This window comes from Streptomyces flavofungini (assembly GCF_030388665.1).
Lineage (GTDB): Bacteria > Actinomycetota > Actinomycetes > Streptomycetales > Streptomycetaceae > Streptomyces > Streptomyces flavofungini_A.
Genome location: NZ_CP128846.1, coordinates 1091270 through 1110165 on the forward strand (window position 1 = coordinate 1091270; position 18896 = coordinate 1110165).

The following is an 18896-nucleotide window of genomic DNA, read 5'->3' on the forward strand; positions in this document are numbered from 1 at the left end:
TCTCTCCTCGGTTGCGCGGGGTACTCACTCGGGGGTGTTCAGACGGTGGATCCGACCGGTCTCACGCGGGGGTGCCGCTGACGGGCAGCCGGGTGCAGCCGCTGATCACGGGCGAGCTGCGACGCACGACGGGCCCGGCGACGCGCAGGTCCGGCAGTCGTTCGGCGAGGACGCGCAGCGCGGTCTCGCCCTCCATGCGGGCCAGCGGGGCGCCGATGCAGTAGTGGATGCCGCCGGAGAACGACAGGTGCTCGGCCGGGTTCTCGCGGGTGAGGTCGAAGCGGTCCGGCTCGTCGTACACCTCGGGGTCGCGGTTGGCGGCGCCGATGAGGACGACCACGGAGCTGTTGGCCCGGATGTGGTGTCCCGCGAGCGCGATATCGCCGTGCGGGACGCGCTGGGCCTGGAGGGCGGGCGAGTCGTAGCGCAGGGTCTCCTCGACGGCGCGGGGCGCGAGGTCGGGGTCCTCGCGCAGCATGTCCCACTGCGCGCGGTCGCCGGTCATCGCGAGGACGGCGTTGCCGATGAGGTTGGTGGTGGTCTCGAAGCCGGTGACGGCGAGGACGGTGCAGAAGGCGAGCAGTTCCTCGGTGGAGAGCTTGCCCTCCTCGTTGGCCACGGTGAGGCGGCTGATGAGGTCCTCGCCCGGGTCCTTGGCGCGCAGCTCGATCAGCTCGGTGAAGACCTGGTCGAGGTCGTCGACGGCGCCGCGGAAGTCCCGTGCCATCTTCAGGGACTTGACGCCGTCGATGACGGGCCCGACCTTGCGCCCGGCGCGGATGAACCGGTCGTGGTACTCCTCGGGGACGCCGAGGAGCTCGCCGATCACCAGCAGGGGCAGCGGTCCCGCGAAGTCCTCGATGAGGTCGAAGCCGTCGCGGGTGGCCAGGTCGTCGAGCAGGCCGTTGCAGAGCTTCTCCACCTGGACCCGGTACTTGCTGATCATCCGGGGGCCGAAGGCGGGCTGGGCGAGGCGCCGCAGGCGGGTGTGGTCGGGCGGGTCGAGGCCGAGGATGGAGCTGTTCCAGGGGATCTCGGCCATCATCTCGTGGCCGGGTACGCCGCCCTGTTCGCGGTTGAGGAACAGGGTGCGGTCCCGCAGGATCCGGGTGCCGAGCTCGTGGCTGCCGGTGACCCAGGTGCCCAGGTGGCTGCGGTGCACGGGGCCCCGCTGACGTACCTTCGCATACAGCGGGTACGGGTCCTGTTGGCCCTGGAGCAGGCGTGTGAACGGGTCCCCGAACACGCCGAAGGCGCGCAGGATCGCACGGGTCGCGCCGAGCTTGGCACTGAACTTGAACCCGGCCGACTTGCTGTCCATGAGCGTGGCCATCACTGCTCCTTGCGAGAGGCGGTCCGTGCGGGCCGGAGGGCCTGCTCCGGTCCCAGTGCCACCACGTCGAAGGCGCGGGTGGTGACGTCGAGGCGGTGGATGAGCCGGTCGGGTCCGGTGACGTGGACCGTGCGCACGTCCATGCCGCGCAGGGTGTCCACGACCGGGTGCCAGCGGACCGGGTGGTCGAAGGTGTCGAGGAGCAGGGTGCGCAGCTGGTCGGCGCGGGTGATCAGGGAGCCGTCGTGGTCGGCGACCAGGGGCAGTTCGGGGTCGGCGACCTCGAACTTGGCGAGGACCTCCTCCTCGACGCGGGCGCGCAGGCCGGTCAGCACGCGGCAGTGCGCGGGCGGCTTCATCGAGTACAGCGAGTAGCCGCCGACTGCGCTGATGCGGCGCTGGAACCCTTCCAGGACCTGCTCGCGCATCGTGACCATGTGCATGCCCTCGTCGAGGTGGCCGGAGACCTCGTGGAACTCACCCTGCTCGGCCAGCTCGCCGAGGACCTCATCGAGCGCCGCCGGGGGCACCCTGGTGATGGTGAGCGTCACCAGGTCCTGGTACTCCTCCTCGAAGAACCGCTGCTCGCACAGGGCGAGTTCATGGGTGAGGCGGACGGCCTCGGCGAACGGCAGGGCGCCGCTGAACGCGGTCGCGGCCTTCTGGCCGAAGCTGAAGCCGACGCAGACGTCGGGGGCGAGGCCCTGGGTCTGTACGGCCCGGTCGGCCAGGGCCACCGAGTTGATGAAGAAGGCGACCTGGGCGAACGCCCCGAAGTCCGTTCCCGCGGTGCGGAACTCGTCCAGGACCGAGCGGCCGAGGGCGTCGTCCGCGGCGGCGAGGCGCTTTCGCACGAAGGGGTCGATCATCATGAACTTGCCCACGTCGGTGAAGCGCGAGGGCCCCATGCCCGGAAACACCACGGCGCTGCGTGCCTGGTCGGTCGTCATCATGTCCGCTCTGTCTGGTGAAGCTGGTCTGGCTGGTGAAGCTGGTCCGGCTCGTGCGGCCGGTCCGGCCGGCCGGTGTCGTCGATCGCGCGGGCTCAGGCCGAGGTGGCGAGTTCCGCCGTCCTGCCCTCGGCCGCCCGCTGCTCCAGGGCGCGCCGGTCGGGCTTGCCGTTGCGGTTGAGGGGGAAGCTGTCGATGACGACGACCCGGTTGGGGTGTTCGTACGAGGGCAGGGCGTCCTTGATGCGGGTGCGCCACTCGGCGGCGTCCCTGCCGGTGGCGTCCTCGACGAAGAAGACGAGTTCGCTGCCGCGCGCGTCGTCCGGCAGCGCGATCACCTTGACGGCGCAGCCCGCAGCGGCGGCCCTCCGCTCGATGATCTCCGGGTAGAGGGTGTAGCCCATGCGGTGCACGGCGAGCTTGCGGCCCGCGACGAAGAGGTTGCCGTCGGCGTCGAGGTGACCGAGGTCGCCGGTGCGGTACCAGCCCTGGTCGACGGGGTCGAGGGTGCCGTCCTCGGCGAGGTAGCCGGACATCATGTCGGGGGTGTTGACGACGAGTTCGCCCATCTCCCCCGGGGCCAGGACGTTGCCGTCGTCGTCCTGGACGTTCATCTCCAGGCCCTTCATGACACGGCCGCAGGCGACGGGGTTGTCGATGGTGGCGAAGGCGATGTTGCCGAGCTCGGTGCTGCCGTAGCTGTCGAGCAGCGGCTGCCCGAAGGCGTCGACGTAGGCGTCGGACAGGGCCGGGTCGAGGGGCGCCGCGCCGCTGCAGAACATGCGGACGCCGCCGAGGGCCGCGCGCACGTCGCTCTGGCGCCCGGCGAGGTTGAGCATGCTGCGGTACGTGGCGGGGGTGGCGTCGATGACGGTGACGCCGCACTGCCCGGCCATGAGCAGGGACCGGTCCAGGCGCCGGTGGGGCGCGACGACGAGGGAGCACTTGGCGAGCCAGGCGATGAGGACCATGGACAGGCCGTACTGGTGGGCGAAGGGCAGCAGCGGCAGGAGGACGTCGCCGGGGCGGTGGCCGACGTGGTCGGCGTTGCGCCGAAGGTTCTCCAGGAAGCGGCCGCCGTTCTTCACCACGCCCTTGGGGGTGCCGGTGGAGCCGGAGGACCACATGATCAGGCCGTCGGGCAGCGCGCACCAGGCGTCGAAGTCGAGGGACGGCTCAGTGGGGACCAGGCCGGACGCCTCGACGAGCAGCTTGTACAGGTAGACGGCATCGCGCGTCTCGGCGGGCACCGGGGCGTCGTCGTCGTACAGACACAGCCGGGCGCGGGTGCGCTCGACGATGCGTCCGGTCTCGCGCGCGTGCTCCTGCTGGTCGACGAGGACGATGGAGGCGCCGACGTGCATCAGCGCGAAGAACGCGTTCAGCCAGGCCGCGGAGTTGCCGGCCTTGAGCAGGACCCGGTCTCCCGGCCGGACGCCCTCCGCGCGCAGGACCATCGCGACCCGCAAGGTTTCCTGCTCGAATTCGGCGAAGGTCCGCGCCGAATCCCCGGTGAATATGTGAGGTGTCATCAAAGCCGCCCCCTTTCCCAAACTTGAGAATCATCGGGCTCGATAGGCACGATAAGGTCGAGCATTTCTCCCGCCCCGGTCGGCTCCGCGCACGGCCGAGCCCTCCGAGGACCTACGGTAGAAGCTATTCAGCGTGCCTGAGCAGCAGAACCCCTATCTTCCCCCTAGTCCCCCCTGAGCAGCCAACTTGCCGGTTGCAGGGGCAAGCTGACGGGCCGTGCCAAGCGCTACCTTCGACGGTGTTCACGCTATGTACCGCATAAGCCGCGGAGGTCCCGGTGGGAGTTCGGACACAGGCCGGTCAAGTACCGGAACAGGAACACGAACAGGATATTAAAGACCAGCAGACGTCATCGGAACCCGAGGCGGAAATAACCGCACCCGGAGAACGGCGGGACCAGCACGGAGAGGCCCCCGACCCCCGCACGCCGCCGCCGTTCGCCGGACGCTGGGTGGGCGCGGTCGCGGGCGCATCGGGTCTCGCGCTGCTCCTGGTCAGCACGCGGTACGGATTCCAGGGCGACGAGCTGTACTTCCTCGGCGCCGGAAAGCACCTTGACTGGGGCTACGCGGACCAGCCGGTGCTGCTTCCGCTGCTCGCCCACGGCATCGACGCGGTGACGGGCGGCTCGCTGTTCGCGCTGCGGCTGCTTCCGGTGCTGCTCACGGTGGCGGGCGCGCTCGTCGCCGCCCTCACCGCCCGCGAGTTCGGCGGGGAGCGCCGGGCGCAGGTCCTCACCGCCGCCGCGTACGGGTTCGCGCCCGCCGTCCTGATCAGCGGGCACGCGCTGTCGACGATGGCGCTCGACCTGTTCCTGTGGACGGCCGTGAACTGGCTCCTGATCCGCTGGGTGCGCACCCGTGAGGACCGGCTGCTGCTGTTCGCGGGCCTGGCGACGGCCCTGGCGCTGCAGGGCAAGTATCTGATCATCGGCTTCTGGGCCGTCCTCGCCGTCTGCCTCTTCGTGGTGGGCCCGCGCGAGCTGCTGCGCCGCAAGGCGCTGTGGCTGGGCGCGGCCGTCGCGGCCGTGACGTCGCTGCCGGGTCTGATCTGGCAGGCGCGGAACGACTGGCCGCAGCTGGAGATGTCCCAGGTCCTCGCCGACGAGGGGATCCTCGGCGGCCGGGCGGGCTTCCTGCCGTATCTGATCGTGCTGTCCGGCGGTGTGTTCACCGTCGTCCTGGTCTACGGTCTGATCCGTCTTCTGCGCTCGCCGCAGCTCGCCCCCTACCGCTTCCTGGCCTGGACGTTCCTCGGCCTGACCGCCGTGTTCCTGGTCACCGGCGGCCGGCCCGCGTATGTGGTGGGCGCCTTCGCGCCGCTGTGGGCCGCGGGCGCGGTGGAGCTGGCGCGCGGGGGTGGGGCCCGCTGGTGGCGGTGGCTCGCCGCGTGGCCGGTGGTGGCCCTGACGGCGCTGGTGTGCGTGGCGCTCTCGCTACCGGTGTATCCGGTGTCGCAGGTGACGAAGACCGAGCAGCCGAAGAACAACCCCATGACCGCCGAGACCCTGCGCTGGCCGCACCTCATCGACGCGGTCGACAAGGCCAACAAGGCACTGCCCGCCGCCGAGCGGAAGCGCGCCGTGGTGGTCACGCAGTACTACCAGGAGGCGGGCGCCGTCGATCACTTCGGTCCCGACCGCGATCTGCCGCCCGCCTACAGCGGCCACCGCGGCTACTGGTACTTCGGCGCCCCGTCCGACTCCTCGGGCCCGGTCCTGTACGTGGGCTCCGACGTCGCGAAGCTCAAGCCGTACTTCACCAAGGTCCGCAAGGCCGCGACGGCCGCGGGCGGCCCCGGCGAGAGCTTCGTCGACGGCGTCCCGGTGTGGATCCTGGAGGGCCGCACGAAGCCCTGGTCCAAGATCTGGCCGGACTACGGCCACTTGTCCTGAAGGTTCGCTGCACGGCGAAGGCCCGTCACCGCGGAGGAACGCGGGGGCGGGCCTTCGCCGTGTGTCCGGGCGGCGGGTGCGGGTCGCCTCCGAGGTGACGGCAGGGCGCCGGAGCTTCCTCGGTGTACGTCGGCGGCACCGCCCTCCGGTGCACGACGACGGCCCCGCCCCCGGAGTGCGGGGGCGGGGCCGTCGTGCCGCTGTGTCAGAGGCGGCCCAGCCACTCCTCGACGGCGCGCGCCGTGGTGTGCGAGTGCTCCTCCATCACCGTGAAGTGCGTGCCGGGCACGTCCACCGCGGTGTGCTCCAGCTTCCAGGAGGGACGCCAGTCGTACTCGCGCGTCCACTCCATGAGGGGCTCGCTCGCCCGGACCAGGAGCGTCGGCGCCTCGATGGCGTCGGGCAGCAGGCCGAGGAACATGTAGCGGGCCATGGCGGTGACCCAGGCGTCGCCCCAGTCGTCGCCGTCGGCGTCCGTCGCGACCGCGCCGCCCGTGTCCGGCGCGGAGTCGTAGCGGTCGCTGAGCTGCTTGCCCATGGCTGCGGCCATGTCGCCGAGCGCCTTCTCCTCGACGTAGGTGTCCACGAGGACGACGCCTGCGGGCCCCGCGCCGCGCTCCTCCAGCTCGCGTGCCACGGCGTGCGCGACGAGCCCTCCGGAGGAGTGCCCGGCGAGAACGTACGGCTTGCCGCCGGTGTGCCGCTGCACGGTGTCGGCGTGCAGTCGCACCAGCGCCTCCTTGTCGGCGGGCAGCAACTCGCCCTCCAGGAAGCCGGGGTGGGTGATGACGCTGACGTCGCGCCGGTCGCGGAAGTACGCGCCGAAGCGGGCGTAGTCGTAGGCGCTGGAGCGTCCGACGTACGACGTGAACAGGATCACGCCGACCGGCTCGTCACCGCGCGACAGCGTGAACGGGGCACGCGGCGCGTCGAGTTCGGCCTCGCCCGTGAACGAGGCGCGGAACTGCGCCATGGTCCGCAGCAGCGGGATCAGGTCGTCGGCGCGGCCCTGCCGCGCGGCCTCGTCGTACAGCTCGGCGAGGCCGGTCGCGGGCCGGGGCGCCGCGACGGGGAGCGGGGCCGGGGCGGCCTGCGCCGCGGCGGTGGTCTCCGGTGCCCGCGCGGACTGCCGGGCGGCCGGGGCCGTCCGGGTGCCCCGCTCCTGTCCGGCGGTCCCCTCGCCCGGGGCCGCCGCGCCCCGGCCCGCGGGTGCGGCCTGGTCGAGGTCGGCGGCGAGGCGGTCGGCCAGGGCCCTCGGGGTGCGGTTCTGGAAGACCAGGGTCGCCGGGAGCCGCAGGCCGGTCGCGGCCATGAGGCGGTTGCGCAGTTCGACGCCGGTGAGGGAGTCGAAGCCCAGCTCCAGGAAGCCGCGTTCGTCCTCGACCCGGTCGGCGGAGGCGTGCCCGAGGACGGCCGCCGCCTGGTCCCGCACCAGGGCGATGAGCAGTTTCGCCCGCTCGTCGGCGGACGCGGCGGCCAGGCGGCGCGCGAAGGCCTCCGCCTCCGACGCCGCGGCCCCGGCGGCGGCCCTTCGGGCCTGGGCCCGCACCAGGCGCCGCAGCAGCGGCGGCACGGTCTCGCCCTGGCGCGCGCCCGCCCGCAGCGCGGCCGTGTCGAGCCGTACGGGCAGCAGCAGCGGCTCGCCGGACGAACGGGCCACGTCGAAGAGTTCGATGCCCTCCCGCGACGACAGCGGCAGGACTCCGCCGCGCGAGATGCGGGTGCGGCGCGCCTCGTCGAGGTGACCGGTCATCTCGCTGCTCTCGGCCCACAGGCCCCAGGCGAGCGCGGTGGCGGGTACGCCCCGGGCCCGCAGGTGGTGCGCGAAGGCGTCGAGGAAGGCGTTGGCCGCCGCGTAGTTGCCCTGGCCGGGGCTGCCGAAGGTGGCGGCCGCGGAGGAGAACAGGACGAACTCCGCCAGGTCCTGACCTGCCGTCAGCTCCGCCAGGTTGAGGGCCGCGTCCAGCTTGGGCCGCAGGACCGCGTCCAGGCGCTCGGGCGTCAGGGACCCCACGAGGGCGTCGTCGAGCACGCCGGCCGTGTGCACGACGGCGGTCAGCGGGTGCGCCGCCGGGACCGCCGCGAGCACGGCGGCCAGCGCGTCGCGGTCGGCGACGTCGCAGGCGACCACGCGGGCCTCGGCGCCGAGTGCTTCGAGTTCGGCGACCAGTTCGGCGGCGCCCGGCGCGTCGGGGCCCCGACGCCCGGTCAGGAGCAGGTGCCGGGCGCCGTGTTCGACCACCAGGTGCCGGGCGACGAGGGCGCCCAGGGTGCCGGTGGCGCCGGTGATCAGGACAGTGCCGTGGGGGTCGGGGGTGCGGGGTGCGGTGGCTGCGGCGCCCTCGGCGTTCGCGGCCCCGGTGACGTCGGCCTCGGTGGCCGCAGCGGGGGCCGGAGCCTTCGCCGGTGCCGCCGCGGGCACGAGCCGGGGCGCGAGCAGCGCTCCTTCGCGCACCGCCAACTGCGGCTCGTCGAGAGCGAGTCCGGCGAGGAGCAGGGCGGCGCCGGAGGGCCGGCCGGCCGGGTGGGCTCCGCCTTCCGTGCTCGCGTCGCCGCCGTGCGCCGCCTCCAGGTCGAACAGCACGCACCCTGCCCCGTCCGGGCCGCCCGCCTGCTCGGACTGGGCCGAGCGCGCGAGGCCCCACAGCGGGGCGTGCGCCAGGTCCGGTACGTCGCCGCCGTCGGCGGCGACCGCGCCCCGTGTCACCAGGACGAGGCGGGTGGCGGACAGGCGCGGGTCGGTCTGCCAGGTCTGGAGCAGGGCGAGGGCCCGGCCCAGGGCGGCGCGGGCACGCTCGGCGGTGCCTTGGGCGGCCGAGGGGTCCGTCGAGGAACGCACCGCCCCTCCCGGCCCTTCGGTGCCCGTCCCGTCCGTGAAGGAGACGAGCAGCGTGTCCGGCGCGTCGGCGCCGTCGTCGAGGGCCGCGTACAGCGCGTCGACGTCCTCGTACACCGTCGTGTCCGCTCCGGACGCCGTGAGTTCGGCGCCGACCCGCAGCGGGTCGGGGCCGACCGTCGCCCAGGTCGTGCCGGTCACGTCGGCCGTGCCCGCGGACAGCGGCGTCCACTCCACGTGGAAGAGGGCGTCGCGGTGTCCGGCGCCGGAGGCCGCGCGCAGTTGCTCGGGGGCGACGGGGCGCAGTTCGAGGGAGTCGGCGCGGGCGACCGGCGCTCCGGTGTCGTCGGCGAACAGCAGGGCCACTCCCCCGGTGCCGTCGGGGCGCACCCGGACGCGCAGGACGGTGGCGCCCTGTGCGGCGAGGGTGACGCCGCTCCAGGCGAACGGAAGCCGCACCCCGTCGGTCTCCGCGAAGGGCGCGAGGGCGACGGTGTGCAGGGCGGCGTCGAGGAGCGCCGGGTGCACGTCGAACGCGTGGGCGTCCCGGTGTGCCTCCTCGGGCAGGTGGACCTCGGCGTACACGGCGTCGCCCGCGGGGTCCCGCCAGGCGGCGCGCAGCCCCTGGAACGTCGGCCCGTAGCCGAGTCCGCCCGCGGCGAGGCGCTCGTAGAACCCGTCGACGGCGACGGCTTCGGCGCCCTCGGGCGGCCACACGGCGAGCGCTTGGTCGTCCTGCGGGTGCGCGGGCGCGGCCGACGTGTCGGCGAGGGTGCCGGTGGCGTGCCGCGTCCACGGGGCGTCGGTGGCGCCCTGGGTGCGCGAGGACACGGTGAGCGGGCGGCGGCCCGTGGTGTCGGGGGCACCGACCCACACCTGGAGGGTGACGGTGTCGTCCTCGGCGACGACGAGGGGCGCCTGGAGGGTCAGCTCCTCGACGAGGCCGCAGCCGACCTCGTCCCCGGCGCGCAGCGCCATCTCGACGTAGGCGGTGCCGGGCAGCAGCACGGTGTCCCCCACCGCGTGGTCCGCGAGCCAGGGGTGGGTGCGGCGGGTGAGCCGCCCGGTGAGCAGGTACTGGTCGGCGTCGGCGAATTCCACGCTGGCGCCGAGCAGCGGGTGACCGGCGGACTCGATGCCGACGGCGGTGACGTCGCCGGTGCCCGCTGCGGCGGGCGCGGGCCAGAAGCGCTGCCGCTGGAAGGCGTAGGTGGGCAGGTCGACGACGGTGCGCTCGCCGGGCAGGAGGGCCCGCCAGTCGAGTTCGGCGCCGTGGACGTGTGCCTCGGCGAGGGCGGCGTACAGCCGGTCGGGGCCGCCCTCGTCGCGGCGCAGCGAGCCGAGCGCGACCGCGCCGGTGTGCGGGGTGGCGTCGATGGTCTCCTGCACCGGGACGGTGAGGACCGGGTGCGGGCTCATCTCCAGGAACAGCCCGTGCCCTTCGGCGAGCAGGCCGCGGGTGGCCTGCTCGAAGAGGACGGTGTGGCGCAGGTTGCGGTACCAGTAGCCCGCGTCCATCGGCGTGTCGGCGTCCAGCCAGGTGCCGGTGAGGGTCGAGTACAGCGGGGTCCGGGCGGCGGTCGGCGCGATCTCGGCGAGGGCCTCGGCGATGCGGGCCTCGATCTGCTCCACGTACGAGGAGTGGGAGGCGTAGTCGACGGGGATGGACCGGGCGCGCAGTTCCCGCGCGGCGCACTCGGCGATCAGCTCCTGGAGTGCCTCGGGGTCTCCGGAGACGACCACTTGGGAGGGCCCGTTGACGGCGGCGATCTCGATGCGGCCGTCCCAGGCCGCCAGGAGCGCCCCGGCCTCGTCCTGCGGCAGGACGAGGGAGACCATGCCGCCCTTGCCGGACAGCTCGCGGATGGCCTGGCTGCGCAGGGCCACGACGCGAGCGGCATCCCGCAGGCCGAGGGCGCCCGCGACGCACGCGGCGGCGATCTCGCCCTGGCTGTGCCCGACCACGGCGGCGGGCTCGACACCGGCTGCCTGCCAGGTCGCGGCCAGGGACACCATCACGGCGAACAGGACCGGCTGGACCACATCCACCTGATCGAAGTTGTCCCCGCTCAGCTCGTCGAGCAGGTTCCACTCGACGAACTCGGAGAGCGCCTCGCCACACTCCCGCATGCGCTCCGCGAACACCGGACTGGAGTCGAGGAGTTCACGGGCCATGCCCGCCCACTGCGAGCCCTGCCCCGGGAACACGAACACCGGACGGACCGTGCCGCCCTGCGCGCGGCCCACGACCACGTTCCGCGCGCTCGCGTCGCCCTGCGCCAGCTCCTGGAGCCCGGCGAGCAGTTCATCGCGGTTCTGGCCGAGGACGACGCCCCGGTGCTCGAAGCGGGACCGCGCCGTCGCCAAGGACCATGCCACGTCGGCGAGTTCGAGGTCGGCGTGGGTCATGAGGTGTTCGCGCAGCCGGGCGGCCTGGCCCGGGAGCGACTCGGGGGTCTTGGCGGAGAGGGCGAGGGGGACGACGGCGGGCCGGGACAGTTCGGGGACGGTGGGACCGGCGGTTCCCGTGGCCCCGGTGGCGGCTTCCTCGGGGGTCCCGGCGGCGGCTTCCTCGGGGGCCTCGGGGGTTTCGGGGGCCTGCTCCAGGATGACGTGGGCGTTCGTCCCGCTGATGCCGAACGAGGACACGCCCGCGCGACGGGGCGCGCCGTCCTCCCGTCCGGGCCAGTCGCGGGCCTCGGTCAGGAGCTCGACACCCGCGCCGGACCAGTCGACCTCGGGGGTCGGGGCGTCCACGTACAGCGTCTTCGGCAGGGTGCCGTGGCGCATCGCCATGACCGTCTTGATGACACCGCCGACACCGGCGGCTGCCTGGGTGTGGGCGATGTTCGACTTCAGCGAGCCGAGCCAGAGCGGCCGGTCCTCGGAGTGGTCCTTGCCGTAGGTGGCGATGAGGGCCTGGGCCTCGATGGGGTCGCCGAGGGTCGTGCCCGTGCCGTGGGCTTCCACCGCGTCGACGTCGGCGGGCGTGAGGCCCGCGTTGGCCAGGGCGGCGCGGATGACGCGCTGCTGGGACGGGCCGTTGGGGGCCGTGAGGCCATTGGAGGCGCCGTCCTGGTTGATGGCCGAGCCACGCACGACCGCGAGGACCTGGTGGCCGTTGCGCCGGGCGTCGGACAGGCGCTCAAGGACGAGCATGCCGACGCCCTCGCCCCAGCCGGTGCCGTCCGCACCCGCGGCGAAGGACTTGCAGCGGCCGTCGGGGGCCAGGCCGCGCTGACGGCTGAACTCCGCGAAGGAGGTGGGCGTCGGCATGACCGCCGCGCCGCCCGCGAGCGCCATCGCGCACTCGCCCTGCCGCAGCGCCTGCACGGCGAGGTGCAGCGCGACGAGCGAGGAGGAGCAGGCGGTGTCGACGGTGACGGCCGGGCCCTCGAAGCCGAAGGAGTACGAGAGGCGGCCGGAGGCGACGCTCGCCGCGTCGCCGGTCATGACGTAGCCCTCGACGCCCTCGGCGCCGTTCAGGGTGGTCGAGTACCCCTGGGTCGACAGGCCGACGAAGACGCCCGTGTCGCTGGCGCGCACGGACGCCGGGACGATGCCCGCGCGTTCGACGGCCTCCCAGGAGGTCTCCAGGAGGAGCCGCTGCTGCGGGTCCATGGCCAGGGCCTCGCGATGGTTGATGCCGAAGAAGTCCGGGTCGAACTCGTCGGCGTCGTGCAGGAAGGCACCGGTCGTGACGTACGTCAGGCCGTCGTCGCCGTCCGCGCCCGCGCCGTCGAGGCCCGCGGGGGCGGCGACGTCCCAGCCACGGTTGACGGGGAACCCGGACAGGCCGTCCTCGCCCGCGGCCACCATGCGCCACAGGTCCTCGGGGGAGCGCACGCCACCGGGGTAGCGGCAGCTCATCGCGACGATGGCGATGGGCTCGTCGGCCGCGTCCCGGGGTGCGTCCTCGCGGCCCGCGGGGGCGGCGCCCGGGGTGGCGGACTCGGGGAGCGAGCCGAGGAGTTCCGTACGCAGGTGGGCGGCGAGGGCGACGGGCGTCGGGTAGTCGAAGACGAGGCTGGCGGGCAGCCGCAGGGCGGTGGCGCCGCCGAGCCGGTTGCGGAGCTCGACGGAGGTCAGCGAGTCGAAGCCGAGCTCCTTGAACGCCTTGGCGGCGTCGACGGATTCGGGCGACGGGTAGCCGAGGACGGCGGCGACGTTGGCGCGTACGACGTCCACGAGGAACTGTTCGCGGTCCTCCGCCGCGAGTCCGGCCAGGCGCTCGGCCAGGGACTCCTGGCCGTCGGCCGCCGAGCCTCCCGCTTGCGCGGTGACGGCCTTGCGGACCTGGGCGCGGATGAGGCCCCGGAACAGCGGGGGCACATCGGCACCGAACTGCTGACGCAGGACGTCGGTGTCGAGCTTCATGGGGACGAGGGCGCCGTCGGGCTGCGCGAGGGAGGCGTCGAGGAGGGCCAGGCCTTCCTCGGCCGACAGGGCGGCGACACCGGCCCGGTTCATCCGGTCGATGTCCTCCTCCGCCAACGCACCCGCCATACCACCCTGATCCGCCCACAACCCCCACGCAAGCGACGTCGCGGGCAGACCCTGAGCACGACGGTGCTGAGCCAGCGCGTCCAGGAACGCGTTCGCAGCCGCATAGTTGGCCTGACCCGCACTGCCCAGCACACCCGCAGCCGACGAGAACAGCACGAACGCCGACAAGTCCAAGCCCGCCGTCAACTCATGCAGATTGACCGCCGCGTCCACCTTCGGACGCAACACCGAGTCCAACCGCTCCGGCGTCAAAGAGGTGAGCACACCGTCGTCCACCACACCCGCCACATGCACGACCGCACCCAGGCCATCACGGACGGACTCAAGAAGCGTCTCAAGCGCCGCACGGTCCGCGACATCACACGCCGCGATGGTGACCGACGCACCCAACTCCTCCAGCTCCGCACGCACCTCACCCGCACCCGGAGCATCTTCACCCCGACGCGACACCAACAACAGATCCCGCACACCATGCCGCTCCGCCAGATGCCGAGCCACCACACGACCCAGACCACCCAGCGCACCAGTCACCAACACCGTGCCCCGCACGTCGAACACAGGCGGCAGCGTCAGCACGACCTTGCCCACATGCCGCGCCTGGGACAGATAACGGAACGCCTCCGGCGCCCGCCGCACATCCCACGCCCGCACCGGCAACGGCGACAACACACCCCGCTCGAACAGCGCCAGAACCTCCGCCAACATCTCCCGGACGCGGTCGTGCCCCGCGTCGATCAGGTCGAAGCTCTGGTAGGTGACGCCGGAGTGGTCCTCGGCGACGGTGTGCGGGTCGCGGAGGTCGGTCTTGCCCATCTCCACGAACCGGCCGCCACGCGGCAGCAACCGCAGCGACGCGTCCACGAACTCCCGCGCCAGGGAGTTCAGGACCGCGTCCACACCCCGGCCCTCGGTCTCCGCGAGGACCGACGTCTCGAAGTCGAGGGTCCGGGAGGAGGCGATGCGGGAGTCTTCGAGGCCGAGGCCTCGCAGGACGTCCCACTTGCCGGTGCTCGCCGTCGCGTGCACCTCGGCGCCGAAGTGCCGGGCGAGCTGCACCGCGGCCATGCCCACACCACCGGCGGCCGCGTGCACGAGGACCGACTCCCCCGCTTCGATCCCGGCGAGATCCCGCAGCGCGTAGTACGCCGTGAGGAACACCGTCGGCACCGACGCGGCCTGCGCGAACGACCAGCCCTGCGGCATGCGCGCGAGCATGCGCGCGTCGGCGACCGCCAGCGGGCCGAAGCCTCCCTCAAGCAGGCCGAGGACGCGGTCGCCGACAGCCAGGTCCGTCACACCGGAGCCGACCTCGACGACGACGCCGGCACCTTCGGTGCCCATCACCGCGTCGCCCGGGTACATGCCGAGTGCGATCAGCGGGTCACGGAAGTTGACGCCCGCCGCGCGCACGGCGACCCGCACCTCTCCGGCGGCCAGGGCCCGGCCGCCGGACACCTCGGCGTCGTCGGCGACGGGCAGCAGCGCCAGGTTCTCCAAGGTGCCCCGGCCCGTGACGCCCAACTGCCAGGACTCACCGGCGGGAACGTCGAGGGCGCCGCCACCGGCCCGCACGAGCCGCGGCACCCACACCACGTCCCCGCGCACCGCCACCTGCGGCTCGTCCAGACCCAGCACCCCTGGGAGCAGCGCCAGCGCCTGCTCACCGCCGTCGACGTCCGCGAGGACGAGACGACCGGGGTTCTCCGACTGCGCCGACCGCAGCAGGCCCCACACCGGGGCGTCCACCAGGCCCGCGGCCGTCACCACGTCACCGGAGCCGACGCCCACGGCGCCGGAGGTCACCACGACCAGACGGGACTCGTCGCCGCGCTCGAAGGCCAGCCACTCCCCCACGGCGCGCAGGGCGTCGTTGAGGGAGGCACGCACGTTCGCGGCGACGCCGGGCGCACGGTCGGTCGCCGTGACACAGGCGACGAAGACGGACTCCGGGACGGCGGCACCGCTGTCGACCGCCGCCGCGAGGGCGGCCACGTCCGTGTACGCCGTGACGGTCGCGCCGGCGCGTTCCAGCGCCGCGCGCAGCCCGAGCGTGTCCGGGCCCAGGACGGCGCAGGTGGCGTCGGCCATAGCTGCCGGGGCGGTCACCACGCTCCAGTCGACGCGGTACAGCGACTCGTGGCGTCCGTCCTGTCCGGCGCCCGCCTCCGGCACCGCGAGGGGCCGCAGGACGAGGGAGTCCACGGCCGCCACCGGCTCGCCGGAGGCGTCCGCGACGACGAGGGCAACGCCGTCGGTCCCGGCCGCGGTGAGCCGTACGCGCAGCGCGGACGCGCCCGTGGCGTGCAGCGTCACGCCGGTCCAGGAGAAGGGCATGCGGCCCTGCTCGGTGTCGGACACGAAGGTGCCGAGGCCGAGCGGGTGCAGGGCGGCGTCGAGGAGCGCCGGGTGCAGCCCGTACGCCGCGGCCTCGTCCTGGTCGCCCTCGGGGAGCGCGACCTCGGCGAAGAGTTCGTCGCCGCGCCTCCACACCGACCTGAGCCCCTGGAACGCCGAGCCGTAGCTGAATCCGGCGGCGGCGAGGCTGTCGTACAGCGCGTCGGTGTCGGCCTGTTCGGCGTCGGCGGGGGGCCACTGGGTGAGGTCGGCTTCGGCGGGGCGGGTGGCCGGGGCGGGGGTGAGGGTGCCGGTGGCGTGGCGCTGCCAGGGCTCGTCGGACCAGAGGTCGTCCGAGGTGGTCTGCTGGGGGCGCGAGTAGAGGTTCACCGGGCGGCGCCCGAAGGCGTCGGCGGCGCCGATGGCGAGCTGCACCTGTACTGCGCCGCGCGGGGGCAGGACGAGGGGCGCCTGCAGGGTCAGCTCTTCCAGGTGCGCGCAGCCGACGCGGTGCCCCGCGTGCAGGGCCAGTTCGACGAAGGCCGTGGCGGGGAGCAGGACCGTGCCGCCGAGGGCGTGGCCCGCGAGCCACGGGTGGGTCGTCAGGGAGAGTCTGCCCGTGAAGAGGTAGCCGTCCATGTCGGCGAGCGCGACGGCCGCGCCGAACAGCGGGTGCTCCGCCGGGCTCAGGCCGGTCGCGTGCACGTCTCCGGCGCCGCCGACGGCGGGACGCGGCCAGTAGCGCTCGTGCTGGAAGGCGTACGTGGGCAGGTCGACGCGGGTGCGGGACTCCACGGGGGCGTACAGCGGCGTCCAGTCGACGTCCACTCCGCGCACGTGGGCCTTGGCGAGGGCGGTGAGGAAGGTGTCCGGCTCGGGGCGGTCCTTGCGGAGGGCGCCGATGAGGCCGACCTGGGCGGCCGTCTCGGCGAGGGTGTCGTGCGCCATGGCCGTCAGGACCGAGTCCGGTCCGAGCTCGACGAGGGTCGACACGCCGAAGCCGGTGAGCGCGCCGACTCCGTCGTGGAAGCGGACGGCCTCGCGGATGTGGCGGACCCAGTAGTCGGGGTCCTTGAGCTCGCTCGCGGTGGCGAGGCGCCCGGTGACGTTGGAGACGACCGGCAGGGCGGTGTCCTGGTACGTCAGCTTCTCGGCGACCTTGCGGAAGTCCTCCAGGACCGGGTCCATGAGCGGCGAGTGGAAGGCGTGGGACACCTTCAGCCGACGGACCTTGCGGCCCTCACCGCGCAGCTTCTCCTCCAGGCCCTCCAGAGCCTTGAGGTCACCCGAGAGCACCACCTGCGACGGCCCGTTCACGGCCGCCACACCCACGCTGCCGGAAAGACCTTCGAGAAGCGGCAGCACATCGGCCTCGGCGGCCTGCACCGCCAGCATGCCCCCACCCTCCGGCAGCGACTGCATCAACCGACCACGCGCGACGACCAGTTGAGCCGCGTCCTCCAGCGACCAAAGTCCGGCCACATACGCGGCCGTCAGCTCACCGATCGAATGCCCGCCCACGATCTCCGGCCGCACCCCGAAGGACTCCGCCAGACGGAACAGAGCCACCTCGACGGCGAACAGGGCGGGCTGGGTGTACCCGGTCTGTTCGAGGAGTTCGGCGTCGGTGCCGAACATGACGTCCTTCAACGGCCGGTCCAGGAGCGGATCCAGGTGCGCGCACACCTCGTCCAGCGCCGTGGCGAAGGCGGGGAACGCCTCGTACAACTCCCTTCCCATGCCCACCCGCTGACTGCCCTGCCCGGTGAACACGACGCCGAGACGGCCCTCGACGACCGCGCCCGACACCACTCCCGGGGCGTCGTCGCCGGAGGCGACTGTCTCCAGGCCGGAGAGGAAGGCGTCCCGGTCCTGGCCGAAGAGGACGGCGCGGTGTTCGAGCGCGGAGCGGCCCGACAGGAGGGACCAGCCGATGTCGACGGGGCGGAGGTGCTCGTCGGCGGTGACGTGGTCGCGTATCCGGGCGGCCTGGGCTCGCAGGGCCTGGGCGCTGCGGCCCGACACCAGCCACGGTGCGGCGGTCGGGGACGGCACGGCCGCCGACGGCTCCGAAGCGGCGGGGGCGGAGTCGTCCGTGGGGGCCTGTTCCACGATGACGTGGGCGTTCGTACCGCTGACGCCGAAGGAGGAGACGCCCGCGCGGCGCGGACGTCCGGTCTCGGGCCAGTCGCGGGCCCGGTCGAGGAGTTCGACGGCGCCCGCCGTCCAGTCGACGTGGGTGCTGGGGCGGTCCGTGTGCAGGTTCTCGGGCAGCACGCCGTGGCGCATCGCCATGACCATCTTGATGACTCCGGCGACGCCCGAAGCGGCCTGGGTGTGGCCGATGTTGGACTTCACGGAGCCGAGGAGCAGCGGGCGGTCGGCAGGGCGGTCCTGGCCGTACGTGGCGATGAGGGCCTGGGCCTCGATGGGGTCGCCGAGGACCGTGCCGGTGCCGTGGCCCTCGACGGCGTCGATGTCGTCGGTGGCGAGGCGGGCGGCCGCGAGGGCCTGGCGGATGACGCGCTGCTGGGACGGGCCGTTGGGGGCGGTCAGGCCGTTGGACGCGCCGTCCTGGTTCACGGCGGAGCCACGCACGACGGCGAGGACCTGGTGGCCGTTGCGGCGGGCGTCGGACAGGCGTTCCAGGGCGAGGACGCCGACGCCCTCGCCCCAGCCGGTGCCGTCGGCGGCCTCGGCGAAGGGCTTGCAGCGGCCGTCGGAGGCGAGACCGCCCTGGCGGCTGAACTCCGCGAACGCGCCGGAGGTGACCATGACGGCGACACCGCCGGCGACGGCGAGGTCGCACTCGCCCTGGCGCAGGGCTTGGGCGGCCAGGTGCAGGGCGACCAGGGACGAGGAGCAGGCGGTGTCGACGGTGACGGCCGGGCCTTCGAGGCCGAAGACGTACGACACGCGGCCGGAGATGACGCTGGAGACGTCACCGGTGAGCAGGTAGCCGTCGACGTTGTCGGGCGATGCCATGAGGGCGGGGCCGTAGCCCTGCGCGGTGGCGCCGACGAAGACGCCGGTGCGGCTGCCGCGCAGGGAGGTCGGCGGGATGGCGGCCCGCTCGAAGGTCTCCCAGACGGCTTCCAGGAGGAGCCGCTGCTGGGGGTCCATGGCCATGGCTTCGCGGGGTGAGATCCCGAAGAAGGCGGCGTCGAAGTCACCGGCGTCGTAGACGAAGCCGCCGCCGCGCTCGGGGCGCTCGGGGTCGTCGCCCTCGGGTCCTTCCTCGGTGCGGCCGCCCAAGGCCTCGACGTCCCAGCCCCGGTCGGTGGGGAAGGCGGAGAGCGCGTCGCCTCCCTCGGCGACGAGCCGCCACAGGTCCTCGGGGCTGCTGACGTCGCCGGGGTAGCGGCAGCTCATTCCGACGATGGCGATGGGCTCGGGCTCCTCCGCCTCGGCGTCGCGCAGGCGCTGGCGCGTCTCGTGGAGGTCGGCGGTCACCCGCTTGAGGTAGTCGAGGAGCTTTTGCTGGTCCGCCATCGGAAACTCACCTGTTCG

At 73.5% G+C, this 18896-nt stretch carries 5 protein-coding genes; 1 reads left to right on the forward strand and 4 read right to left on the reverse strand.

The window, feature by feature from the left end; translation table 11 throughout:
• Nucleotides 1-61 precede the first annotated feature (61 nt).
• The 3 genes from QUY26_RS04750 to QUY26_RS04760 form a co-directional block, all read right to left on the reverse strand.
• Complete coding sequence (locus tag QUY26_RS04750; protein ID WP_289943842.1) at nt 62-1333, reverse strand: cytochrome P450; 1272 nt, start codon at nt 1331-1333, stop codon at nt 62-64.
• Nucleotides 1333-2286 carry an ACP S-malonyltransferase gene (locus QUY26_RS04755; protein ID WP_289943843.1) on the reverse strand — a complete coding sequence of 318 codons (954 nt, stop codon included), beginning with the start codon at nt 2284-2286 and terminating at the stop codon, nt 1333-1335. Before QUY26_RS04755 ends, QUY26_RS04750 begins: the two co-directional genes overlap by 1 nt.
• Nucleotides 2287-2378: 92 nt before the next feature.
• The gene (locus QUY26_RS04760; protein ID WP_289943844.1) at nt 2379-3815 is read right to left on the reverse strand and encodes a class I adenylate-forming enzyme family protein; all 1437 of its coding nucleotides are present in this window, start codon (nt 3813-3815) and stop codon (nt 2379-2381) included.
• Nucleotides 3816-4093: 278 nt separating this feature from the next.
• Here QUY26_RS04760 and QUY26_RS04765 point away from each other — a divergent pair, with 278 nt between their 5' ends.
• Nucleotides 4094-5710 (forward strand): ArnT family glycosyltransferase, encoded by a 1617-nt coding sequence (locus QUY26_RS04765; protein WP_289943845.1) that lies wholly within the window; start codon nt 4094-4096, stop codon nt 5708-5710.
• A gap of 205 nt (nt 5711-5915) precedes the next feature.
• Here the strand turns inward: QUY26_RS04765 and QUY26_RS04770 are convergent, their stop codons facing one another.
• A complete protein-coding gene (locus QUY26_RS04770; protein WP_289943846.1) occupies nt 5916-18878 on the reverse strand; it encodes a type I polyketide synthase in 12963 nt (4320 codons plus the stop codon).
• Nucleotides 18879-18896: the final 18 nt, after the last annotated feature.

What these genes read in the sequence shown, in the direction of transcription:
- QUY26_RS04760 (WP_289943844.1), bottom strand. Translation starts at nt 3,815, where the DNA reads ATGACACCTCACATATTCACCGGGGATTCGGCGCGGACCTTCGCCGAA.
- QUY26_RS04755 (WP_289943843.1), bottom strand. Translation starts at nt 2,286, where the DNA reads ATGATGACGACCGACCAGGCACGCAGCGCCGTGGTGTTTCCGGGCATG.
- QUY26_RS04750 (WP_289943842.1), bottom strand. Translation starts at nt 1,333, where the DNA reads ATGGCCACGCTCATGGACAGCAAGTCGGCCGGGTTCAAGTTCAGTGCC.
- QUY26_RS04770 (WP_289943846.1), bottom strand. Translation starts at nt 18,878, where the DNA reads ATGGCGGACCAGCAAAAGCTCCTCGACTACCTCAAGCGGGTGACCGCC.